Origin of the sequence: Pseudomonas sp. Xaverov 259, from assembly GCF_019352915.1 — a bacterium.
In the GTDB taxonomy this organism is placed as follows: Bacteria; Pseudomonadota; Gammaproteobacteria; order Pseudomonadales; family Pseudomonadaceae; genus Aquipseudomonas.
Genome location: NZ_JAAAFV010000040.1, coordinates 226,748 through 245,311, shown reverse-complemented (window position 1 = coordinate 245,311; position 18,564 = coordinate 226,748). Strand labels below are relative to the sequence as shown.

Annotated in this window: 17 protein-coding genes; 9 read left to right on the top strand and 8 right to left on the bottom strand. The window is 62.0% G+C overall.

Features of this window, described 5'->3' with window-relative positions:
• Positions 1 to 290: 290 nt before the first annotated feature.
• Entirely contained in the window at positions 291 to 1,622 is a 1,332-nt protein-coding gene (locus K0H48_RS18170) for an LLM class flavin-dependent oxidoreductase (RefSeq protein ID WP_219268545.1), read from the bottom strand.
• 195 nt (positions 1,623 to 1,817) lie between these two features.
• Between K0H48_RS18170 and K0H48_RS18165 the strand changes: the two genes are divergently transcribed.
• Positions 1,818 to 2,762, top strand: a complete 945-nt coding sequence (locus tag K0H48_RS18165; RefSeq protein WP_219268544.1) for an aliphatic sulfonate ABC transporter substrate-binding protein — start codon at positions 1,818 to 1,820, stop codon at positions 2,760 to 2,762.
• 107 nt (positions 2,763 to 2,869) lie between these two features.
• On the opposite strand, the gene K0H48_RS18160 is transcribed toward K0H48_RS18165, so the two are convergent.
• The 3 genes from K0H48_RS18160 to K0H48_RS18150 are packed head-to-tail and all read right to left on the bottom strand — an operon-like array spanning position 2,870 to position 6,109.
• Positions 2,870 to 4,345: an FGGY family carbohydrate kinase gene (locus K0H48_RS18160; protein ID WP_219268543.1), complete on the bottom strand. Its 1,476-nt coding sequence runs from the start codon at positions 4,343 to 4,345 to the stop codon at positions 2,870 to 2,872.
• A 5-nt stretch (positions 4,346 to 4,350) separates the two neighbouring features.
• Positions 4,351 to 5,283, bottom strand: coding sequence for a transketolase family protein (locus tag K0H48_RS18155; RefSeq protein ID WP_219268542.1), 933 nt, complete (start codon positions 5,281 to 5,283; stop codon positions 4,351 to 4,353).
• Entirely contained in the window at positions 5,273 to 6,109 is an 837-nt protein-coding gene (locus K0H48_RS18150) for a transketolase (protein ID WP_219268541.1), read from the bottom strand. The genes K0H48_RS18155 and K0H48_RS18150 overlap by 11 nt, the downstream gene beginning before the upstream one ends.
• Positions 6,110 to 6,471: 362 nt before the next feature.
• On the opposite strand from K0H48_RS18150, the gene K0H48_RS18145 reads away from it, so the two are divergent.
• From K0H48_RS18145 to tal, 7 genes are all read left to right on the top strand, one after another.
• Positions 6,472 to 7,476 carry an ABC transporter permease gene (locus K0H48_RS18145; RefSeq protein WP_056857913.1) on the top strand — a complete coding sequence of 335 codons (1,005 nt, stop codon included), beginning with the start codon at positions 6,472 to 6,474 and terminating at the stop codon, positions 7,474 to 7,476.
• 50 nt (positions 7,477 to 7,526) lie between these two features.
• Entirely contained in the window at positions 7,527 to 8,459 is a 933-nt protein-coding gene (locus K0H48_RS18140; protein WP_219268540.1) for a sugar ABC transporter substrate-binding protein, read from the top strand.
• 15 nt (positions 8,460 to 8,474) lie between these two features.
• Positions 8,475 to 9,983, top strand: a complete 1,509-nt coding sequence (locus K0H48_RS18135) for a sugar ABC transporter ATP-binding protein (protein WP_219268539.1) — start codon at positions 8,475 to 8,477, stop codon at positions 9,981 to 9,983.
• A 146-nt stretch (positions 9,984 to 10,129) separates the two neighbouring features.
• Positions 10,130 to 10,894 (top strand): SDR family oxidoreductase, encoded by a 765-nt coding sequence (locus K0H48_RS18130; protein WP_219268538.1) that lies wholly within the window; start codon positions 10,130 to 10,132, stop codon positions 10,892 to 10,894.
• Positions 10,895 to 10,914: 20 nt separating this feature from the next.
• Complete coding sequence (locus K0H48_RS18125; RefSeq protein WP_219268537.1) at positions 10,915 to 11,715, top strand: SDR family oxidoreductase; 801 nt, start codon at positions 10,915 to 10,917, stop codon at positions 11,713 to 11,715.
• A gap of 45 nt (positions 11,716 to 11,760) precedes the next feature.
• Positions 11,761 to 12,714: a sugar-binding transcriptional regulator gene (locus K0H48_RS18120; protein WP_200433604.1), complete on the top strand. Its 954-nt coding sequence runs from the start codon at positions 11,761 to 11,763 to the stop codon at positions 12,712 to 12,714.
• Between the two features lie 23 nt (positions 12,715 to 12,737).
• Positions 12,738 to 13,661, top strand: coding sequence for a transaldolase (tal, locus tag K0H48_RS18115; protein ID WP_219268536.1), 924 nt, complete (start codon positions 12,738 to 12,740; stop codon positions 13,659 to 13,661).
• 203 nt (positions 13,662 to 13,864) lie between these two features.
• On the opposite strand, the gene K0H48_RS18110 is transcribed toward tal, so the two are convergent.
• From K0H48_RS18110 to K0H48_RS18095, 4 genes are all read right to left on the bottom strand, one after another.
• Positions 13,865 to 14,221, bottom strand: a complete 357-nt coding sequence (locus K0H48_RS18110; RefSeq protein WP_219268535.1) for a lysozyme inhibitor LprI family protein — start codon at positions 14,219 to 14,221, stop codon at positions 13,865 to 13,867.
• A gap of 14 nt (positions 14,222 to 14,235) precedes the next feature.
• The gene (locus K0H48_RS18105) at positions 14,236 to 15,420 is read right to left on the bottom strand and encodes a sugar transporter (RefSeq protein ID WP_219268534.1); all 1,185 of its coding nucleotides are present in this window, start codon (positions 15,418 to 15,420) and stop codon (positions 14,236 to 14,238) included.
• Between the two features lie 111 nt (positions 15,421 to 15,531).
• On the bottom strand, positions 15,532 to 15,894 hold the full coding sequence (locus K0H48_RS18100) for a type 1 fimbrial protein (protein WP_219268533.1): 363 nt from the start codon (positions 15,892 to 15,894) through the stop codon (positions 15,532 to 15,534).
• Between the two features lie 86 nt (positions 15,895 to 15,980).
• On the bottom strand, positions 15,981 to 16,979 hold the full coding sequence (locus K0H48_RS18095; RefSeq protein ID WP_219268532.1) for a bile acid:sodium symporter family protein: 999 nt from the start codon (positions 16,977 to 16,979) through the stop codon (positions 15,981 to 15,983).
• A gap of 85 nt (positions 16,980 to 17,064) precedes the next feature.
• Here K0H48_RS18095 and K0H48_RS18090 point away from each other — a divergent pair, with 85 nt between their 5' ends.
• Positions 17,065 to 17,853, top strand: a complete 789-nt coding sequence (locus K0H48_RS18090) for a helix-turn-helix domain-containing protein (protein ID WP_219268531.1) — start codon at positions 17,065 to 17,067, stop codon at positions 17,851 to 17,853.
• The last annotated feature ends 711 nt before the right edge of the window (positions 17,854 to 18,564 follow it).

The following is an 18,564-nucleotide window of genomic DNA, read 5'->3' as shown; positions in this document are numbered from 1 at the left end:
GACCCACCGCTATCGCAGCATAGGTATCTACACAACTTTTGAAGGCAGCCAATTTCTCCTGTGGCGAGCAGGCTTGTCGAATCGTCGAACCGCCTGCGTTGGGCTGCGGAGCAGCCCCAAAACCAGACGCTGAGTTCTTTCAGAAAAATTGCAGTGCCTGTACTGGGGCCGCTTCGCAGCCCAACGCAGGCGGTGCGACGATTCGACAAGCCTGCTCGCCACAACAGCCTAACCGGTTGTGTAGATACCTATGGCTATCACAGGCAAGCCAGCTCCCACATTCAGTGCATTCAGTGCGTGAGATCCGCCAGACCGAGGTGTTCACGCAGCGTCGAGCCTTCGTACGCGGTGCGGAACAAGCCCTTGCGCTGCAAGTGCGGAATCACGCTCTCGACAAACTCGGTGAATGAGCCCGGCAAGTACCCCGGCGAAATCACAAAGCCGTCGCAACCGCCTTGCTCGAACAGCTCGGCCAATTGGTCGGCGATCTGCGCGCCGGTGCCCACCAGTTGCGGCACGCGCACGCTGCTGGCGAAGATCCGGCCGAGTTGTTCCAGGGTCAGTTCAGAGCCTTGCATCAGCAGTTTTTCAGCGGCCGCCGCGTGGATCAGCGGCGATTGCGCCACCTCGGCCAGGGTGGCCGACAACGGGAACGGCGACAGGTCCACATTCAATTGCGAAGCCAGCGTTACCAGCCCCAACTCCGGCCGCGCCAGGGCGTTGTGCTGGTCGCGCTTGGCGCGGGCTTCGGCTTCGCTGCCACCAATAAACGGCATCACCGCCGTGAGTATTTTGCAGCTGTCGGCGGCGCGGCCTTGTTGCACCACCTGGGCGCGCACGTCATCGCGAAAGGCGCGCATGGCCGCCAGGTGCGGGTGAATGGTAAAAATCGCCTCGGCCCACCGCGCGCCAAAGCGCCGACCACGCCCGGAAGACCCGGCCTGGATCAGCACCGGCCGGCCCTGGGGCGAGCGCGGGATATTCAGCGGGCCTTCGACCCGGAACCACTCGCCCTGGTGTTGCACCGAGGTAATCAATGCCGGGTCGGCAAGCACGCCGCTTTCGCGGTCGAGCTTGAGCGCGTCCTTGCCCCAACTGTTCCAGAGCTTCAGCGCGACCTCGACGAACTCATCGGCGCGGTCGTAGCGCAGGTCGTGCTCCAGGTGCTTGGCCTTACCGAACAGGCGCCCTTCGCTGTCATTCATCGATGTGACGATATTCCACGCCGCGCGGCCCTTGGACAGGTGGTCCAAGGTGGCAAATTCGCGGGCAATATGCGCCGGTTCGTAATAGGTGGTGGAACGGGTCGCGCCCAGCCCAAGCTTGCTGGTCTGGCCAACCAGGTACGAGAGGATCGGCAATGGGTCGAGGCGCGTGGCGTCCTGGGCGCCGTAGCGCAAGGCGAACTCACGGGAGCCGCCCATCTGGTCGCCCACGGCCAGGCGGTCGGCGAAGAACAGGAAGTCGAACAGCCCTTCTTCCACGACCTTGGCGATGCGCGTGTAGTACTCGGGGTCGAGGTAATTTCCGACGGTTTGCGGGTGGCGCCACACCGCGTGGCTGTGCACCACCGGGCCGCTTAACAGGAAGGCTGACAAATGGATCTGGCGGCGTGTGGTCATAAAGCGTCTTCGCGGGTGAATTTGCTTTTGATTATATTAATCACGAGTAATTATGAAAGAATCATATAACTCTATGGTTATGCCCGATTGGTCGGACGCTGCAAAAAGCGCCCTAAGCTCAGATCGAAAGAGTATTTATCGAATGCTTTTCATAACTTTAAGCTTGGCGCTATTTCGCTGAAGATCGAGCGCGCCATGTCTATTCGTCGTCCCCTCGCCGCTGTTATCGGGTTATTGGCTTTTTCCGTCGCGGTGAGTGCCGAGGCCCAGGAAACCGTGCGCATCGGTTACCAGAAATCCTCAACCCTGATCACCTTGCTGAAAACCCAGGGCACCCTGGAAAAAGCCCTCAAGGCCGACAATATTGACGTGAGCTGGCACGAATTTCCCAGCGGCCTGCCGCTGCTTGAAGCGCTGAACGTGGGCAACGTGGACATCAGCGCGGACGTGGCCGACACCGTGCCGATCTTCGCCCAGGCAGCCCAGGCCAAACTCACCTATTTCGCCCAAGAAGCGCCCTCACCGTCGGCCCAGGCCATCGTGGTGCGCAAGGACTCGCCGATTCAGCAGCTGGCGGATTTGAAAGGCAAGAAAATCGCGGTGACCAAAGCGGCCGGCACCCACTATTTGTTGATCGCTGCCCTGGCTAAAGCCGGCCTGGCGTTTGCGGACATTGAACCCGCCTATTTGTCTCCGGCTGATGGTCGCGCTGCCTTCGAAAACAACAAGGTGGATGCCTGGGTCACCTGGGAACCCTTCCTCACCAGCGTGCAGCGACAATTGCCAACGCGCACGCTGGCCGACGGTGCGGGCCTTGCCAGCTACAAGCGCTACTACCTGACCGGCACGCCTTACGCCAAGGCGCATCCCGAGGTTTTGAAGGTGGTGTATGAGCAGTTGGAAAAGGCTGGCCAGTGGGTGAAAACTAACCCGCAGGACGCGGCCAAAGTGCTCGGCCCGCTGTGGGGCAACCTGGATGTGGCCACGGTGGAAGCCGCCAATGCGCACCGCAGTTATCAGGTGCAGCCGGTGACGGTGGAGCAGTTGGGTGAGCAGCAGAAGATTGCGGATGCGTTCTTCAAGGCGGGGTTGTTGCCCAAGGCGGTGGACGCCAAGGATGTGGATACCTGGAAGCCGTGAAGGCCGGCGCGGTTCAGGTGGGAGCTGGCTTGCCTGCGATAGCGGTGGTGGCTGACAGATCGCTATCGCAGGCAAGCCAGCTCCCACAGTTTGATCTCGATCGGTCTTTAGAGCAGGGTGCGGGCCAGGGCTTTTTTCCAGTCGGCGTAACGCGCTGACATTTGCCCATCCGCCAGCGGCTCAAACCGCTCACGCTGGCGCTCCAGTGCTGCCAGCGCCTCGTCGCTGGCCCAAATTCCGAGCGCCCTGCCCGCCAGGTGCGCAGCACCGAGTGCCGAGACCTCCGGTGACAAACTGCGCACCACCGGGCGTTGCAGCAGGTTGGCCAGAAACTGCATCAGCCAGCGGTTACGCGTGGCGCCGCCGTCCACCCAAAGCTCCTTGAGCGGGCTGCCGATATCCTGCTGCATCGCCTCGAACACATCACGAATCTGATAGCCGATGGACTCCAGCGAGGCCCGTACCAGATGCGCGCCGGTAGTGGCTTCGGTCAGGCCGCAAATAAGCCCGCGCGCGTCGGCTTGCCAATGTGGCGCGCCCAGCCCGGACAGTGCCGGCACGAAATACACGCCGCCATTGTCCGGCAACTGCGCAGCCTGCTCGGCCAGGGCATCCAGCGACTCACCCGCCACCAACCGCGAGGCCCATTGCACGGCGGCGCCGGTGTGCACGATGTTGCCTTCCATGCCGAACGTAGGCTTAGCGCCGTCGTGCCACGCCAGGGTGGTTGAGAGGCCATGGGTGGAAGCAATCGGGCCGCTCATGGGCGTCATCAAGGATGAGCCGGTGCCCAGGGTGGCCTTGACCAGCCCCGGTACAAAGCCGCCCTGCCCGTACAACGCGGCATGGGAGTCGCCGATCATCGCCATGATCGGGATGCCTGCGGGCAAGCCACCGGCTGCGACGGTTTCGGCGAAAAAGCCGGCGCTGGGCTGGATCGGCGCCAGGGCCGCCAGCGGAATGCCGAACAGGTCCAGCAAAACCCGGTCCCAGGCGCAGGTGTGCAGGTTGAACAGTTGCGTGCGCGCCGCGTTGGAATAGTCGGTGGCAAATACCTGGCCGCCGCTGAGTTGCCACAACAACCAACTATCGACGGTACCCAGGCAGATTTCACCGGCAGCGGCGCGGGCGTGGCCGTTGTCCAGGTTGTCGAGAATCCAGCGAAACTTGCCGGCCGAGAACATCGGGTCCAGGGCCAGGCCGGTTTTCTCAAGGATGACGGCTTCGTGGCCCTGCGCATGCAGCTCAGTGCACAGCGCCGTAGAGCGTCGGCATTGCCAACTGATGCACGGCGACAGCGGTTCACCGGTATGTCGATCCCAGGCCACCACCGATTCACGCTGGTTACTGACAGCCAGTGCGGTGATCGGCCGATCTACTTGGGCCAGGCATTCATCAATGGCCGCCAATGTGTTCTGCCAGATCAGCAGCGGGTCCTGCTCGGAGAACCCAGGCTGCGGATGGCTGATGCTCAGCGGCCGCGAGCCCCGCGCAATCACCTGCCCGAGTTCATTAACCAGCACGGCCTTGGCATTGCTGGTGCCTTCATCTATTGCCAGGATCAGCGGTTTATCGTTAGTCATTGGGTTCACCGCACGCGAGTGGCTGCCGCCACAATCCCAGCCGCGTCGATGTTATGCAAGGCGCGGGTGGGTTCCCGTGCACCAGCGGCAGCGTATTCACCGTCGCCGATGCCCAGGCGGATCAACGGAACGCCCAGCCCGGCCTCGGCCAGCACTTCGGCCACCAGGCTGCCGACGCCGCCGTTGATGTTGTGCTCTTCCACGCTGACCACCGCACGCGTATTGCGCAGGGCGTTGAGCAACGCGTCGCGCTGCAACGGCCGGATCGACGACAGGTTGATCACCTGCGCCTGAATGCCCTGCTCCGCCAGCAATGCCGCCGCCTCCACCGCTTCATGCACAACCGAGCCCAAGGCGACGATGCTCACATCCGAGCCCTGGCGCAGGATATCCACTTGGCCTGGCTGGAACTGATAGTCAGCGCCATGCACATCCGGCAAGGCTTTGCCGTCGAGGCGGATGTACACCGGGCCTTGATAGCGCAGCGCGTAATCGACGATCTGGCGGCATTCGATGGCATCGGCCGGGGCGAAAATCTGCACATTGCCGAAGCCGCGCATCACCGAGATATCGTCGAGGCTGTGGTGTGTGCTGGCGAGCGGGCCGTAGCTGGTGCCTGCGTTCAAGCCGAACATCTTCACGTTGGCCTGGTTGTAGCAAACGTCGACCTTGATCTGCTCATTGGCGCGCGAAATCAGAAACGGCGCCGCATTGCAGGTGGCCGCGATCTTGCCGCCGAGCGCCAGGCCCGCCGCGACGCTGACCAGTGACTGCTCGGCAATCCCGACGTTAATCAGCCGCTCGGGAAAGCGCTGCACAAACGGGCCGATCTTGGCCGTGGAGGTGGAGTCGCTGACCACCGGCACCACATCGAGGCCCGCCTCTACCGCAGCAATAAAAGCCTCCACCATGACGCTCGCCAGATGTTCACTCGCCATGATTCAACTCCTCCAATGCTGCGTGGATTTCATCACCCTTGGGCACGCGGTGGTGCCATTCGGGGCGGGCTTCGATAAAGGACACGCCCTTGCCTTTGATGGTGTGGGCGATCAGCACCTGCGGCGCGCCGGTTTGGCACTGCATGCTTTCCAGCGCCGGGATCAACTGGCTCACATCATTGCCGTCACACTCGCTGACGCGAAAGCCAAAGGCAGCCCATTTCACGTCCAGCGGGTCGAGCGGCATGATCTCGGCAGTCAAACCCGCCAGTTGCAGTTTGTTTTTGTCGACGATCACAAACAGGTTATCCAGCCCGTACTTGGCCGCCGCCATCGCCGCTTCCCAGTTCGAACCCTCGGCCAGCTCGCCGTCGCCGGTCAGCACATAAATGCGTTTTTTGCTGCCGGACATCTTCGCCGCCAACGCCAGCCCCACCGCCACCGGCAAGCCGTGGCCGAGGGCGCCGGTGTTCAACTCGATGCCGGGGGTTTTCTGCCGTACCGGGTGGCCGGGCAAGTGCGAGTTGAAGTGCTGGTAGGTCGCCAGCCAGTCGGTGGGGATGTAGCCGGCCTGCGCCAGGCAGCAGTACAACCCGCCGACGCCGTGGCCTTTGCTCTGGATATAGATATCGCGTTCGGGGTCCTGGGTGCGTTCCGGGCCAGTGTTGAGGATGCGGAAATACAGGGTGGCGAGAATGTCGGTTTCCGACAGGTCGGCCCCGGTATGCCCGCCCGCCGGTGAGTCGGCGTTCAGGCGGATCACGTGGCGCCGGATCAGGCGGGCCTGTTCTTTGATCTGGTGGGCGTCGTACTGGAAGGCATTCATGCAGCGGCTCCTTTGAGGCTGACCACGCGGGGTGAAAGTGTTCAGCACTGCATTTGAATATTTATTCAGCGCTGACAATATATTTCTATTTAGACGCCGATCTGCCAGCAGGTCAAGTGAGTGATCGGCGGAAAAATGAAATAAAAGCTGGGAAAACCCCTCGGACCAGCGGCCAAAATCCGCCACGCGCTACTCTAAACCGTGGCTTTGCGGCCCATGCGAACAGCGCTTTAACCGCCTGCACGAAAAATTAAGCGCTTGACTTTGACACGGTGTCACTAGAATCTGAATTAACAGTCAGGCATGCATAAATATTCAAGCCGCCTGAATGAACTCCAAAAAAAATAAGTCAGGAGAACAAAGTGGACGCCAAAGCCTCTGTCCATCCGGCCGATCTCAAGCCGACCCGCCGCCCGCGGCTGGTGAAATTGCTCCCCAGTAATATCGGCGGCCCGCTGATCGGCCTGGTATTGCTGGTGCTGGTCTTCTCCTTCAGCTCCGAATTCTTCTTTTCCTTGCGTAATGGCCTGAACATCCTCGATCAGGTCACGGTGCTAGGCATCCTGGCGATTGGCATGACGGCGGTGATCGTGATCGGCGGCATCGACTTGTCGGTAGGTTCGGTGCTGGCCTTCTCGATGATGATGCTCGGCTGGTTGTATCAGGACCAGGCGGTGCCGCTGGGCTTTGCGATTCCCATCGCGATTGCCAGCGGCATGCTCGCCGGGCTGGTGTCCGGCGGGCTGATCACCTACGCCAAGCTGCCGCCGTTTATTGCCACGCTGACTATGATGTCGGTGGCCCGTGGCCTGGCGAACATTCTTACCGAAGGCCGGCAGATCGTCGGCTACCCGGACTGGTTCACCAGCCTGGCCACCGTGCGGCACTTTGGTTTCCTGTCGGCAACCGTCGGCTTGTTCCTGGTGATGCTGGTGGTTGCCTGGGTGTTCCTGCGCTTTCGTGCCGGTGGCCGCAACCTCTACGCCATGGGCGGCAGCCCGGAAGTGGCGCGCTTGTCGGGCATCAAGGTGCGCGCAATTACCCTGTGGGTGTACGCCGTGAGCGGTGCGCTGGCCGGTATCGCCGCCGTAACCCTGGCTGCGCGCCTGGACTCTTCGCAACCGAGCGCCGGGCTGAGCCTGGAACTGGACGCCATCGCCGCCGTGGTGATCGGCGGCGCCAGCCTCAGCGGCGGCGTCGGCAGCATCGGCGGCACCCTGGTCGGTGTGCTGATCATTGGCGTGCTGCGCAATGGCCTCAACCTGCTGGGCGTTTCGCCCTTTATTCAACAAGTGGTGATCGGCGTGGTCATCGCCCTCGCCGTAACCATCGACACCCTGCGACGCCGCTCCAGCACTGCCCGTTAAACCTGTTCGACAGTTGACACCCTCCAACAATAAAACCAGGAGTCACCGACATGTTCAGCCCCAAGAAACTGCTTATCGCTACTGCTCTGGCTGCCGCAACGCTCACCGCCGCCGGCACCACCTGGGCCAAGGACCTGACCATCGGCCTGGCCGTGGCTAACCTGCAGGCCGACTTTTTCAACCAGATCAAGCAATCGGTGGAAGCCGAGGGCAAGGCCAAGGGCATCAAGGTGATCACCGTGGACGCCCAGGGCAACTCCTCCACCCAGGTCAGCCAGATTGAAGACCTGATCACCCGCCAGATCGACGTGCTGATCTACATCCCGGCCGGCGCCACTGCTGCGGGTGTGCCGGTAAAAGCCGCCAAGGCGGCGGGCATCCCGGTGATCGCTGTGGACCGCAACGCGCCTGACGCGCCGGGCGATACCTTCATCGCCAGCGACAGCGTGGCAGGTGCCAAGGCGCTGGCTGAATACGTTGGCAAAATCACCAACGGCAAAGGCCGCATCGCCGTGTTGCAAGGCCAGCTCGGCACCACGCCCGAGATCGACCGCGCCAAAGGCTTTGAAGAGGGCCTTAAAGCCTTCCCGAACCTCAAGATTGTCGCCCAGCAACCCGCCGAATGGGCCCAGGACAAAGGCTTTGCCGTGGCCCAGGACCTGCTCCAGCGTGACCCGAATATCAGCGTGTTCTTCGGCCGCGCCGACGCCATGGCCTTGGGCGCTGCCCAGGCGGTAAAAGTCGGTAACCTCGACCACAAGGTCGTGGTGGTCGGCTTTGACGGTGACGTGGCCGGGCTCAAGGCCGTGGAAAGCGGCGTGCTGGACGCCACCATGACCCAGCAGACCCAGAAGATGGGCCGCCTGGCCGTGGCCTCGGCGATTGACCTCAAAGCCGGTAAAGCCGTGCCCAAGGAGCAACTGCTGCCCACCGTGCTGACCACCAAAGACAACGTCGCGCCGTTCCTGCAACAGCACCCGTAAACCTGGGAGGTCGCCATGCAAGCAGCAGCTCTGGACACAGCAGCCGATGCGGTGCTGTGCCTGCGCAACATCAGCAAGGCCTATGGCCCGGTGCAGGTGCTGTCGCAGGTCAACGTGGATATCCGTCCCGGCGAAGTACTGGCCTTGCTCGGCGAGAACGGCGCGGGCAAATCCACCTTGTCGTCGATTATCGCCGGGCTGGTGCAACCCGAAGCGGGCGGCAGCATGACCTGGCTGGGCCAGGCCTATGCACCCGCCTCACCGGGGGCGGCTTTGGGCGCGGGGATCGGCTTGATCCACCAGGAAATCCGCCTGCTGCCGCAATTGTCGATTGCCGAGAACATCTTTGTCGGCCGCCTGCCCATGCGTCACGGGCGGGTCGACCGCGAGTACATCGAGGCCCAGGCGCAGATCCAGTTGGAGCGCCTGGGGCTCAACGTGCCGGCATCGCGCAAGGTCGAAGGGCTGAGCGTGGCGGCGCAGCAACTGGTGGAAATCGCCAAGGCGCTGACCCTTAAAGCGCGCCTGTTGATCCTGGATGAACCCACCGCCGCGTTGGGCGGCGAAGAAACCGAGTTGCTCTTTCAACAGGTCGAGCGGCTCAAGGCCGAAGGCGTGTCATTTATCTATATCAGCCATCGCCTGGAAGAAATTGCACGCATCGCCGACCGCGTGCTGGTGCTGCGCGACGGTCGCCAGATCGCCCTGCACGCCACGGCCCAGGTGCCGGTGCGTGAACTGGTGGAGCAAATGGTGGGGCGCAGCCTGGAGCGAATTTTCCCCACGTTGCAGGCGCCCAAAGAGCAGGTGATGTTGCAGGTCAAGGGCTTGAGCTGCCGTGAGTTTGCCCTGCATGACATTGATTTCAGCGTGCGCGCCGGTGAGGTGTTCGGCATTGCCGGAGTGGTCGGCGCCGGGCGCACCGAACTGGTACGCACCATTGCCGGAGCGGCCCAGGACATCCAGGGCCACATGCGACTCGATGGCGAGGTGCGCCAATTGCGCTCGCCCTTCGAAGCGATCCAGGCCGGTGTGGTGCTGGTGCCCGAAGACCGCAAGCAACAAGGCGTGGTGGTGGAGCATCGCATCGAAGACAACCTGATTTATGGCAACACCGACCTGCTCGACAAGCGCGGCTGGGTGTTCCCTGCCCCACTGCGCGAATTTGCGCGCACGGCGGTGGCGCGCCTGGGCGTGAAAGGTGCGCCGCAGTCGCGGATTTCGAGTTTGTCCGGTGGCAACCAGCAGAAGGTGATCATTGCCAAGTGGCTGGCGCGCAACCCCAAGGTGTTCATCCTCGATGAGCCCACACGCGGTATCGACGTGGGCGCACGCGCCGCGATTTATGAAGTGATCGCAGACCTGGCGGCCAAGGGCATGGCGGTGATTGTGGTGAGTTCGGATTTGGATGAAGTGCTGGGGCTGTCCCATCGGGTGATGGTGATGAGCCGGGGGCGGCAGATGGGGATTCTGGAGCGCGGCGAGGCCACGCCGGTTTCGGTGATGGAAATGGCCACCGCTTAACCCGCAAACACTAGAGATCAACTGTGGGAGCTGGCTTGCCTGCGATAGCGGTGGCCCAGCCACTACAGATGTGACTGAACAACCGCTATCGCAGGCAAGCCAGCTCCCACAGGGGTTGTACTGTGATTTCAAGAATGGAGTAATGCATGCAACTTTTTAGTCTTCACGGCCAAGTCGCGTTTGTGACCGGCGCCGGCAGCGGCATCGGCCAGGCCATCGCTGTAGGCCTGGCCGAAGCTGGCGCCGACGTGGCCTGCTTTGACCTACCCGGCAGCCCCGGCATTGCCAGCACCGTCGAACGCATCCAGGCCCTCGGCCGTCGCGCCCTGGCCTTGAGCGGCACGGTCACCGACCGCGCCACCCTCGACGCCGCCGTGGCCCGCACCGAAAGCGAACTCGGCGAGTTGAGCGTGGCGGTCAATTGCGCCGGCATCGCCAACGCCCAAGCCGCCGAAGACCTGGAACTGCAACGCTGGCAGGCCACGCTGGACATCAACCTCACCGGCATCTTCTTGAGCTGCCAGGCCCAGGCCGCCGTGATGCTGCCGCGTGGCAAAGGCGCCATCGTCAATATCGCCTCGATGTCCGGCAGTATCGTCAACCGTGGCCTGCTACAGGCGCACTACAACACTTCCAAGGCCGGCGTGATCCACCTGAGCAAAAGCCTGGCGATGGAATGGGCCGACAAAGGCCTGCGGGTCAACTGCATCAGCCCCGGCTACACCGCCACACCGATGAACTCACGGCCGGAAGTTGCCGATCAAGTGAAGATCTTTGAACAGACCACGCCCATGGGCCGCATGGCCAGCGTGGACGAAATGGTCGGCCCGGCGATCTTTCTGGTCAGCCAGGCGTCGTCGTTTTGCACCGGCGTCGACCTGTTGGTCGATGGCGGGTTTGTCTGCTGGTAAACCTCTTTTTGGAGCCTGTCATGTCGCAACGATTCAGCGGTAAAACTGTAGTCATCACCGGTGCCTGCCGTGGCATCGGCGCCGGGATTGCCGAGCGCTTCGCCCAGGAAGGCGCCCACCTGGTATTGGCCTCCAACGACCTCGAGCGCGTGACCTTCACCGCCGAGCAATTGGCCAAGGAATACCAGGTCGACACCCTCGCCCTGGGCATCGATGTAACCAGCGAAAGTGACATCGAAACGCTTTACCGCGAAGGCCACGCACGTTTTGGCAGCATCGATGTATCGGTGCAGAACGCCGGCATCATCACCATCGACCACTACGACAAAATGCCCCGCGCCGACTTCGACAAGGTGCTGCAGGTCAACACCACAGGCGTGTGGCTCGGTTGCCGTGAAGCCGCCAAATACATGGTCAAGCAAGGCAGTGGGCGGCTGATCAACACCTCCTCCGGCCAGGGCCGCCAGGGCTTTATCTACACGCCGCACTACGCCGCGAGCAAAATGGGCGTGATCGGCATCACCCAGAGCCTGGCGCTGGAACTGGCGCGGCATAACATCACGGTCAATGCGTTCTGCCCCGGCATTATTGAAAGCGAGATGTGGGACTACAACGACCGCGTGTGGGGCGAGATCCTCAGCACCGAGGAAAAACGTTATGGCAAAGGTGAGTTGATGGCCGAATGGGTCAAGAACATCCCCCTGCGCCGCGCCGGTAAACCCTCGGATGTGGCCGGGCTGGTGGCGTTTCTGGCCTCCGATGACGCGGCGTACCTGACGGGCCAGGCAATCAATATCGACGGCGGCCTGATCATGTCGTAAGGGTTTGGTATCCTCACCGGCATTGAAACATCAACTGAGGCCTTCATGAGCCAGATCGAAGAACAGCGCCTGATCACCAAGATCGCGAGCCTCTATTACGAAGAAGGGCTCAAGCAGTCCGAAATCTCCGCGCAGCTGGACCTTTCGCAGTCCTTTATCAGCCGCGCCCTGCGCCGAGCGCTACAGGAAGGCGTGGTGAAGATCAGCGTGATGCGCCTGCAAGGCCTGCACCTGGAGCTGGAAACCCAGTTGCAGCGCCGCTACGGCGTGCGCCAGGTGGTCGTGGTTGAAGCCACCGAGCCGGGCAACGACGAAAGCATCAAGCAGGCCATCGGCTCGGCCGCCGCGCATTACCTGGAGACCAGCCTGTCGCCCCAGGACCATATCGGCATTTCGTCGTGGAGCAGCACCATCCGCGCCATGGTCGGCCATCTGCATGCGCAACCGGGCAAGCAAGGCGCCCAGGAAGTGGTGCAACTGCTCGGTGGCGTCGGCAACAAAGGCGCGTTTGAAGCCACCTTGCTCACCCAGCGCCTGGCCACCCTGCTCAACTGCCCGGCGTTTTTGCTGCCGTCGCAGAGCATCGAGCAATCGGTGGAAAGCAAGCAGCGCATTGTCGAGATGGAAGAGGTCAAGGAGGTGCTGCAACGCTTTGACAGCATCACCCTGGCGATTGTCGGCATTGGCGACCTGGAGCCCTCGCAACTGCTGCGCAACAGCGGCAACTACTACACCGAAGACATGCTGCGCCTGCTGGCCGAACGCGGCGCGGTGGGTGATATCTGCCTGCGCTACTTCGATGCCCAGGGCAACCCGGTACTGGATGAAGACGAAGAATTTGTAGTGTCGGTGGCGCTGCCCAAATTGCGCTCGATCCAACGCGTGCTTGGCCTGGCCGGCGGGCTGAACAAGGTCCAGGCCATTCGCGGCGCGCTCAAGGGCGGCTACCTCGATGTGCTGATCACCGACCTCGACACCGCCCAGGCCCTCAACCACTAACCCTATTCTGGAGACTGCCGCTCATGACGTCCAAGCTCGAACAACTCAAGCAATTCACTACCGTGGTCTGCGACACCGGCGACCTGGAAGCCATCAGCCGCCTGCGCCCGGTGGATGCCACCACCAACCCGTCGCTGCTGCTCAAGGCCGCCGCCATCCCGGAATACGCCGAGCTGCTGCGCAATGCCGTGAGCCTGTCCAAAGGCAATGTGGACCTGGCCTGCGATCACTTTGCAGTGTCGGTAGGTGCGGGCATTCTCAAAGTGATTCCGGGGCGTATTTCCACGGAAGTCGACGCACGTTTGTCGTTCGACGAAGAAGCGTTGTGGGCCAAGGCCAACCAACTGATCGCCCTGTACGACCAGGCCGGTGTCGGCCGCGACCGCGTGCTGATCAAACTGGCCTCCACCTGGGAAGGCATCCGCACCGCCGAGCGCCTGGAAAAAGCCGGTATCCAGACAAACCTCACCCTGCTGTTTTCCTTCGCCCAGGCCCAGGCTTGCGCTGATGCCGGGGTGTTTTTGATCTCGCCGTTCGTGGGCCGCATCTACGACTGGTACCGAAAAAACACCGGCCTGGACTACACCGGTGCCGAAGACCCAGGCGTGCAGTCGGTAACGCGTATCTACAACTACTACAAGGCCAACAACATCGACACCGTGGTGATGGGCGCCAGCTTTCGCACCTTGAGCCAGATCGAAGAACTGGCCGGTTGCGACCGCCTGACCATCAGCCCTGACCTGCTGCAAAAACTGGCTGACGATAACGGTGTGCTGCAACGCAAATTGGCGCCGGGCGCAGAAGGCGAAGCGCGTCAACAATTGACCGAAGCGCAGTTCCGCTGGGCGTCGAATGAAGATGCGATGGCCACCGAGAAGCTGGCCGAAGGCATTCGCCAGTTTGCGCGGGATCAGGAGAAGCTCGAGGCGGTACTGGCCGCGCTATAGGAATGTGAAGCCGCACACGGTCAGATGTGGGAGCGGACTTGTGGCGAGCAGGCTTGTCCTTCGTTGGGCTGCGGAGCGGCCCCGGCTTTTTCTAGCCACCGCGTCGACTGAATGGGGCGGCTTCGCCACCCAACGCAGGACAAGCCTGCTCGCCACAACAAGCCCGCTCCCACAGGTTGCTTTTTGCCTGCTGGATTGCGGGCTCAGAACGGCCCTTTCGTCATCACCCGCTCATCAATGAACCCGCGCAACATGCCGATCCGCTGCGTATAAGCAGCGCTGAGGCAACTGACTTTCGCCCCGCAGGCATGCCGCTGCTTGAGCCACTCGGCTTGCCCGTCCATCAATGAACCGCGCCCGCCCATGGCCATAAAGTGCTTGTTCAGGTCGTAGAGCAACGCCATGGTGACGTCCTGGTCGTTGAGGCTGACGTTCTTGCAGATCGCAATTTCGTCAGGCGCCCGGGCCTTGGCGCAGTCGAAACTCGCGGCAACGCTGGCAGGGCTGAGCAGCAACCCGCCAACACCGGTTAGCAGCACAAAAACAACAGGTTTGATCATCAGACTTTTACTCCTCAGTTGCTCACCACACCCGTCCCAAACCGCCGAATCGCCAGGCAATAACCAATCAACGCCACTGCCGCCAACGCCCCACCCGCCACGCCGATCCAGGCGAAGCCGAAGTGGCTGCCGACCCAGCTGCCCATCAGGGCACCACCGCCGATGCCGATGTTGTAGATGCCGGAGAACATTGCCATGGCCACGTCGGTGGCGTCGGGTGCCAGCACCAGTACCTTCGATTGCATCGCCAGGCCGAAGCCCATGATGGCCATGCCCCAGAAAATGCTCAGTACCACCAGGTAAGACTCGGCGCCGCTCAAAGGCAGCATCAGCGTCAGGCAGGCCGCGAGCAGGAACACTGCGCTGACCACGAAGATATGCGGGTTGAAACGGTGTACCAGGCTGAACAGCAGCGAGCCGATGATGCCCGCGCCGCCGAACACCAGCAAAATCAGGGTCACGGCACCGCCGCCCAAACCGGCCACGCCTTCAACGAAGGGTTCGATGTAGCTGTAGGCGGTGAATTGCGCGGTGACGGTCATGGCGGTGAGCACGTAAAGCGCCACCAGTGCCGGGCGTTTGAACAGCAACGGCAGGCTGCGCAGCGAGCCGGAGTTCTGGCTCGGCAGCGGCGGCAAGGTGCGCGCCAGCCAGAACACCAGGGCGCCGGCAAACGCGGCGATCACCAGGAAGGTGGTGCGCCAGCCCATGGCTTCACCGAGCAGACGGCCCAGCGGAATGCCCAACACCATCGCCAAAGAGGTGCCAGTAGCCAACAACCCAAGGGCTTGCACCTGCTTGCCTTCCGGTGCCAGGCGCACGGCCAGGGACGCGGTAATTGACCAGAACAGCGCATGGGACAAGGCGATGCCGATACGACTGACCATCAGCAGGCCAAAACTGTTGGCGACGCTGGAGAGGATATGGCTGGCGATAAACAGGCCGAACAGCACGATCAGCAACTTGCGCCGCTCGACGTTACGCGTCAGCAGCATCACCGGCAAGGAAGTCAGCGAAACGATCCAGGCATAGATGGTGAGCATCAAGCCGACGCTGGCGATGGGCATGTCGAAGCTCGCGCCGATGGCGCTGAGCAGCCCCACGGGCACGAATTCGGTGGTATTGAACACAAAGGCGGCCAGCGCCAAGGCGATGACCGGTTGCCAATTGGCTTGGGGGGTGGCGGCTGAAATGCTCATTGGCGGGCGAGATACTCTGGCGATGATCCGACGGCTGCGCAGAACAGCGCCGCCGCCGAGCATTCTATAGGTTTCTTGGCCCGCTGTTGACGCGGATCGTCGCCCCAAAGCTTAAGGCGAGGTCATGGTAATCACGTAGTTGCCCGACTGGATCGGCTTACCGGCAGCATCCACCAGCAGGTAACGCTGGTTGTAATAACGCCCGTCGCCGCTGTCTGCCACCAGCTTTACATGGGCGGCGTTGACGCTGGCCACTGGCGCCACATTGCGCACCTCGAAGCGACTGCCACGATTGGAACTGGCACACCCAGTCAACTCCATCACCGCGCCACTGCGCGCATTTGTCGCACAGCCAGGTTCGACGATGGCGCCGCGAAATTGAATGGTGCCCTGCCCTATGGTCTGCGCGGCACCACAGGCTCCCGCCCATAGGCAAAACAGGCCGGTAAACAGCGAAATACCTTTAACGTTCATGCCGACACTCCTTATTGGGCTATCAATAAGGAAGTCGTCTGCGCGGGCGTTAACTTGAGGTCAATCGTGCCAAGGTGTGCGCTGGATCACGGATCGACCTGGCCCATCATCTCGGGGATGCTTTCCGGGCGCTTGGCATAACGCTGCGCCAGCGCCGCGCAGACCATCAACTGGATCTGGTGAAACAGCATCAACGGCAAAATCAGCACGCCCATGGTCGCCCCGGCGAACAGCACCTGGGCCATCGGCACGCCGGTGGCCAGGCTCTTTTTCGAGCCGCAGAACAAGATGGTGATACGGTCTTCCTGACTGAAGCCGAACGCCTTGCCCAGCACGGTGGACGCCACCAGCACCAAGGCCAGCAACACGCAGCAGGCGACGACCAGACCGCCCAGCTCCCACAGCGGGATCTGGTGCCAGATGCCTTCGTTGACCGCTTCGCTGAACGCGCCATACACCACCAGCAGAATCGAGCCTTGATCGACGAACTTCAGCCAGGACTTGTTACGCCCCACCCACTCGCCAATCCAGCGCCGGGCGATCTGGCCCGCCACAAAGGGCAACAACAGTTGCACGCTGATTTTCAGGATCGCATCGACCGTAGAGCCGCCATCGCCGTGCACGTTAAGCAGCAAGGTCACCAGCAACGGCGTGAGGAAGATGCCGAACAGGCTGGAAGCCGCCGCGCTGCAGATGGCTGCGGGGATGTTGCCGCGCGCCAGCGACGTGAAGGCAATCGCCGATTGCACCGTGGCCGGCAGCGCACACAGATACAGCATGCCCATGTACAGGTCTTTGCCGATCAGCGGCGACAGCAGCGGCTTGAGCGCCAGGCCCAGCAATGGGAACAGTACAAAGGTCAGGCTGAACACCAGCAAATGCAGGCGCCAGTGCCCGGCACCGGCAACGATGGCCTGGCGCGACAGCTTGGCGCCGTGCAGGAAAAACAGCAGCGCGATGGCCAGGTTAGTCACCCAGCCGAAGGCCACGGCGGTCTGGCCGCTGGCGGGCAGCAGTGAGGCGAGGATCACCGTGGCGATCAGGGTCAGGGTGAAGTTGTCAGGTAGAAAACGCGGGCGGGTCATAAGCAAATCTTCCAGGGGTTGCCAAGAGCATCGCTGCGACTCTAACTTAACCGCTTGTTACCGACTAACGCCAATGAGCCAGTAAATGCCGCCTAAAGGACATGACAAGACGGTCCGACGCAGTGTCCCCGGGCTTTCCAGCCTGCCACGCCCGGTGTATGGGCGCACCGAATCGCTGCCCAACCGCGCGCTGACCCGTCGCCACAGCCACCCGTGGGTGCAGCTGTCGTATGCGATTTCGGGCGTGCTGGAGATCCAGACCAGTGTCGGCCGTTTCGTCGCCCCACCCCAGCGCGCGGTGTGGATTCCTGCGGGTGTGCCGCACCGGGTGTTCAGTTCACCGCACACCGAAATGCGCAGCCTGTACCTCGATTGCAGCGTCACCGCCTGGGCGGCCGAGCGTTGCCAGGTGCTGCAGGTGAGCAGTTTGTTGCGCGAGTTGATCCGCAGTTTCAGCGAGTTACCGGTGGAGTATGCCGAGGACGGGCCAGATGGGCGGCTGGCCCAGGTGGTGCTCGACCAGCTTGCGGCCGCGCCCCAGGTGGATTTGATGCTGCCGTTGCCCCATGACCCACGGCTGCGGCAGATTTATCGCAGCCTGAATTTGCACCCGGAGCAGCAGACCACCCTGGGAGATTGGAGCCAGAAGCTTGGGGTTAGTGAAAAGACCCTGAGCCGGTTGTTTTTGAGTGACACCGGGCTGACGTTTCGCGCCTGGCGTCAGCGCCTGCGTTTGCTCAGCGCCCTGCCCGCGCTGGAGCAAGGCGAGCGGGTGACGGATGTGGCGCTGGGGTGTGGGTATGAGTCGACGTCGGCGTTTATTAATGCGTTTCGGCAGCAGTTTGAGTCTACGCCGGGTGAGTTTTTCCGCTGACGCTCAGATGACAGCGATCAACTGTGGGGGTTGAGTTGCCTGCGATGGCGGTTTGGCGGGGGTGCTTGGTCGGAGTACATATCCTTTATGTGGATGATGGCGGCTTAGGGTTCCGCCCTGACGGCGGCTCACTTTTGTAAAGACCGGAATGCCGGCCCAGCCAAAAGTAAGCAAAAGATCTTCGCCCCAACACTCGGTGCCTCGCTGTGGCTCGGCATGCCCGCAATCCGCCAGTGATTTGGGGGGCCGCCGCCACGCGCCATCCATGGCGCGGGGCGGCTAAACCGGCATCCCTGCCGGTTTACCCCCCCAATCCCTGTCGAATTACGGCCATCGTGTTTGACGGGGCGATTTCGGATCAAGATCAGAAGCGCAGATCAAAAGACCGCTGACTTCGTCATCGAAAAGGATGTAAGGGCCAGAGCAACAGCAACAGCAACAGCAACAGCAACAGCAACAGCAACAGCAACAGCAACAGCAACAGCAACAGCAACAGCAACAGCAGAGCCATACTCGGTCAAAGGTGGGAGCTGGCTTGCCTGCGATAGCATCAACTCGGTGTACCTGACACACCGAGGTGTCTGCATCGCAGGCAAGCCAGCTCCCACAGAAAAGCAGATCGGCGGCGCACGCTAAACCCGCTTTAGCTTTTGATCTAACCACTCAGGTCGGCTTTCAGGCCGCCGTGCTCTGCTTTTGATCTTGATCTGT

What these genes read in the sequence shown, in the direction of transcription:
- K0H48_RS18170 (WP_219268545.1), bottom strand. Translation starts at nt 1,622, where the DNA reads ATGACCACACGCCGCCAGATCCATTTGTCAGCCTTCCTGTTAAGCGGC.
- K0H48_RS18165 (WP_219268544.1), top strand. Translation starts at nt 1,818, where the DNA reads ATGTCTATTCGTCGTCCCCTCGCCGCTGTTATCGGGTTATTGGCTTTT.
- K0H48_RS18160 (WP_219268543.1), bottom strand. Translation starts at nt 4,345, where the DNA reads ATGACTAACGATAAACCGCTGATCCTGGCAATAGATGAAGGCACCAGC.
- K0H48_RS18155 (WP_219268542.1), bottom strand. Translation starts at nt 5,283, where the DNA reads ATGGCGAGTGAACATCTGGCGAGCGTCATGGTGGAGGCTTTTATTGCT.
- K0H48_RS18150 (WP_219268541.1), bottom strand. Translation starts at nt 6,109, where the DNA reads ATGAATGCCTTCCAGTACGACGCCCACCAGATCAAAGAACAGGCCCGC.
- K0H48_RS18140 (WP_219268540.1), top strand. Translation starts at nt 7,527, where the DNA reads ATGTTCAGCCCCAAGAAACTGCTTATCGCTACTGCTCTGGCTGCCGCA.
- K0H48_RS18135 (WP_219268539.1), top strand. Translation starts at nt 8,475, where the DNA reads ATGCAAGCAGCAGCTCTGGACACAGCAGCCGATGCGGTGCTGTGCCTG.
- K0H48_RS18130 (WP_219268538.1), top strand. Translation starts at nt 10,130, where the DNA reads ATGCAACTTTTTAGTCTTCACGGCCAAGTCGCGTTTGTGACCGGCGCC.
- K0H48_RS18125 (WP_219268537.1), top strand. Translation starts at nt 10,915, where the DNA reads ATGTCGCAACGATTCAGCGGTAAAACTGTAGTCATCACCGGTGCCTGC.
- K0H48_RS18120 (WP_200433604.1), top strand. Translation starts at nt 11,761, where the DNA reads ATGAGCCAGATCGAAGAACAGCGCCTGATCACCAAGATCGCGAGCCTC.
- tal (WP_219268536.1), top strand. Translation starts at nt 12,738, where the DNA reads ATGACGTCCAAGCTCGAACAACTCAAGCAATTCACTACCGTGGTCTGC.
- K0H48_RS18110 (WP_219268535.1), bottom strand. Translation starts at nt 14,221, where the DNA reads ATGATCAAACCTGTTGTTTTTGTGCTGCTAACCGGTGTTGGCGGGTTG.
- K0H48_RS18105 (WP_219268534.1), bottom strand. Translation starts at nt 15,420, where the DNA reads ATGAGCATTTCAGCCGCCACCCCCCAAGCCAATTGGCAACCGGTCATC.
- K0H48_RS18100 (WP_219268533.1), bottom strand. Translation starts at nt 15,894, where the DNA reads ATGAACGTTAAAGGTATTTCGCTGTTTACCGGCCTGTTTTGCCTATGG.
- K0H48_RS18095 (WP_219268532.1), bottom strand. Translation starts at nt 16,979, where the DNA reads ATGACCCGCCCGCGTTTTCTACCTGACAACTTCACCCTGACCCTGATC.
- K0H48_RS18090 (WP_219268531.1), top strand. Translation starts at nt 17,065, where the DNA reads ATGCCGCCTAAAGGACATGACAAGACGGTCCGACGCAGTGTCCCCGGG.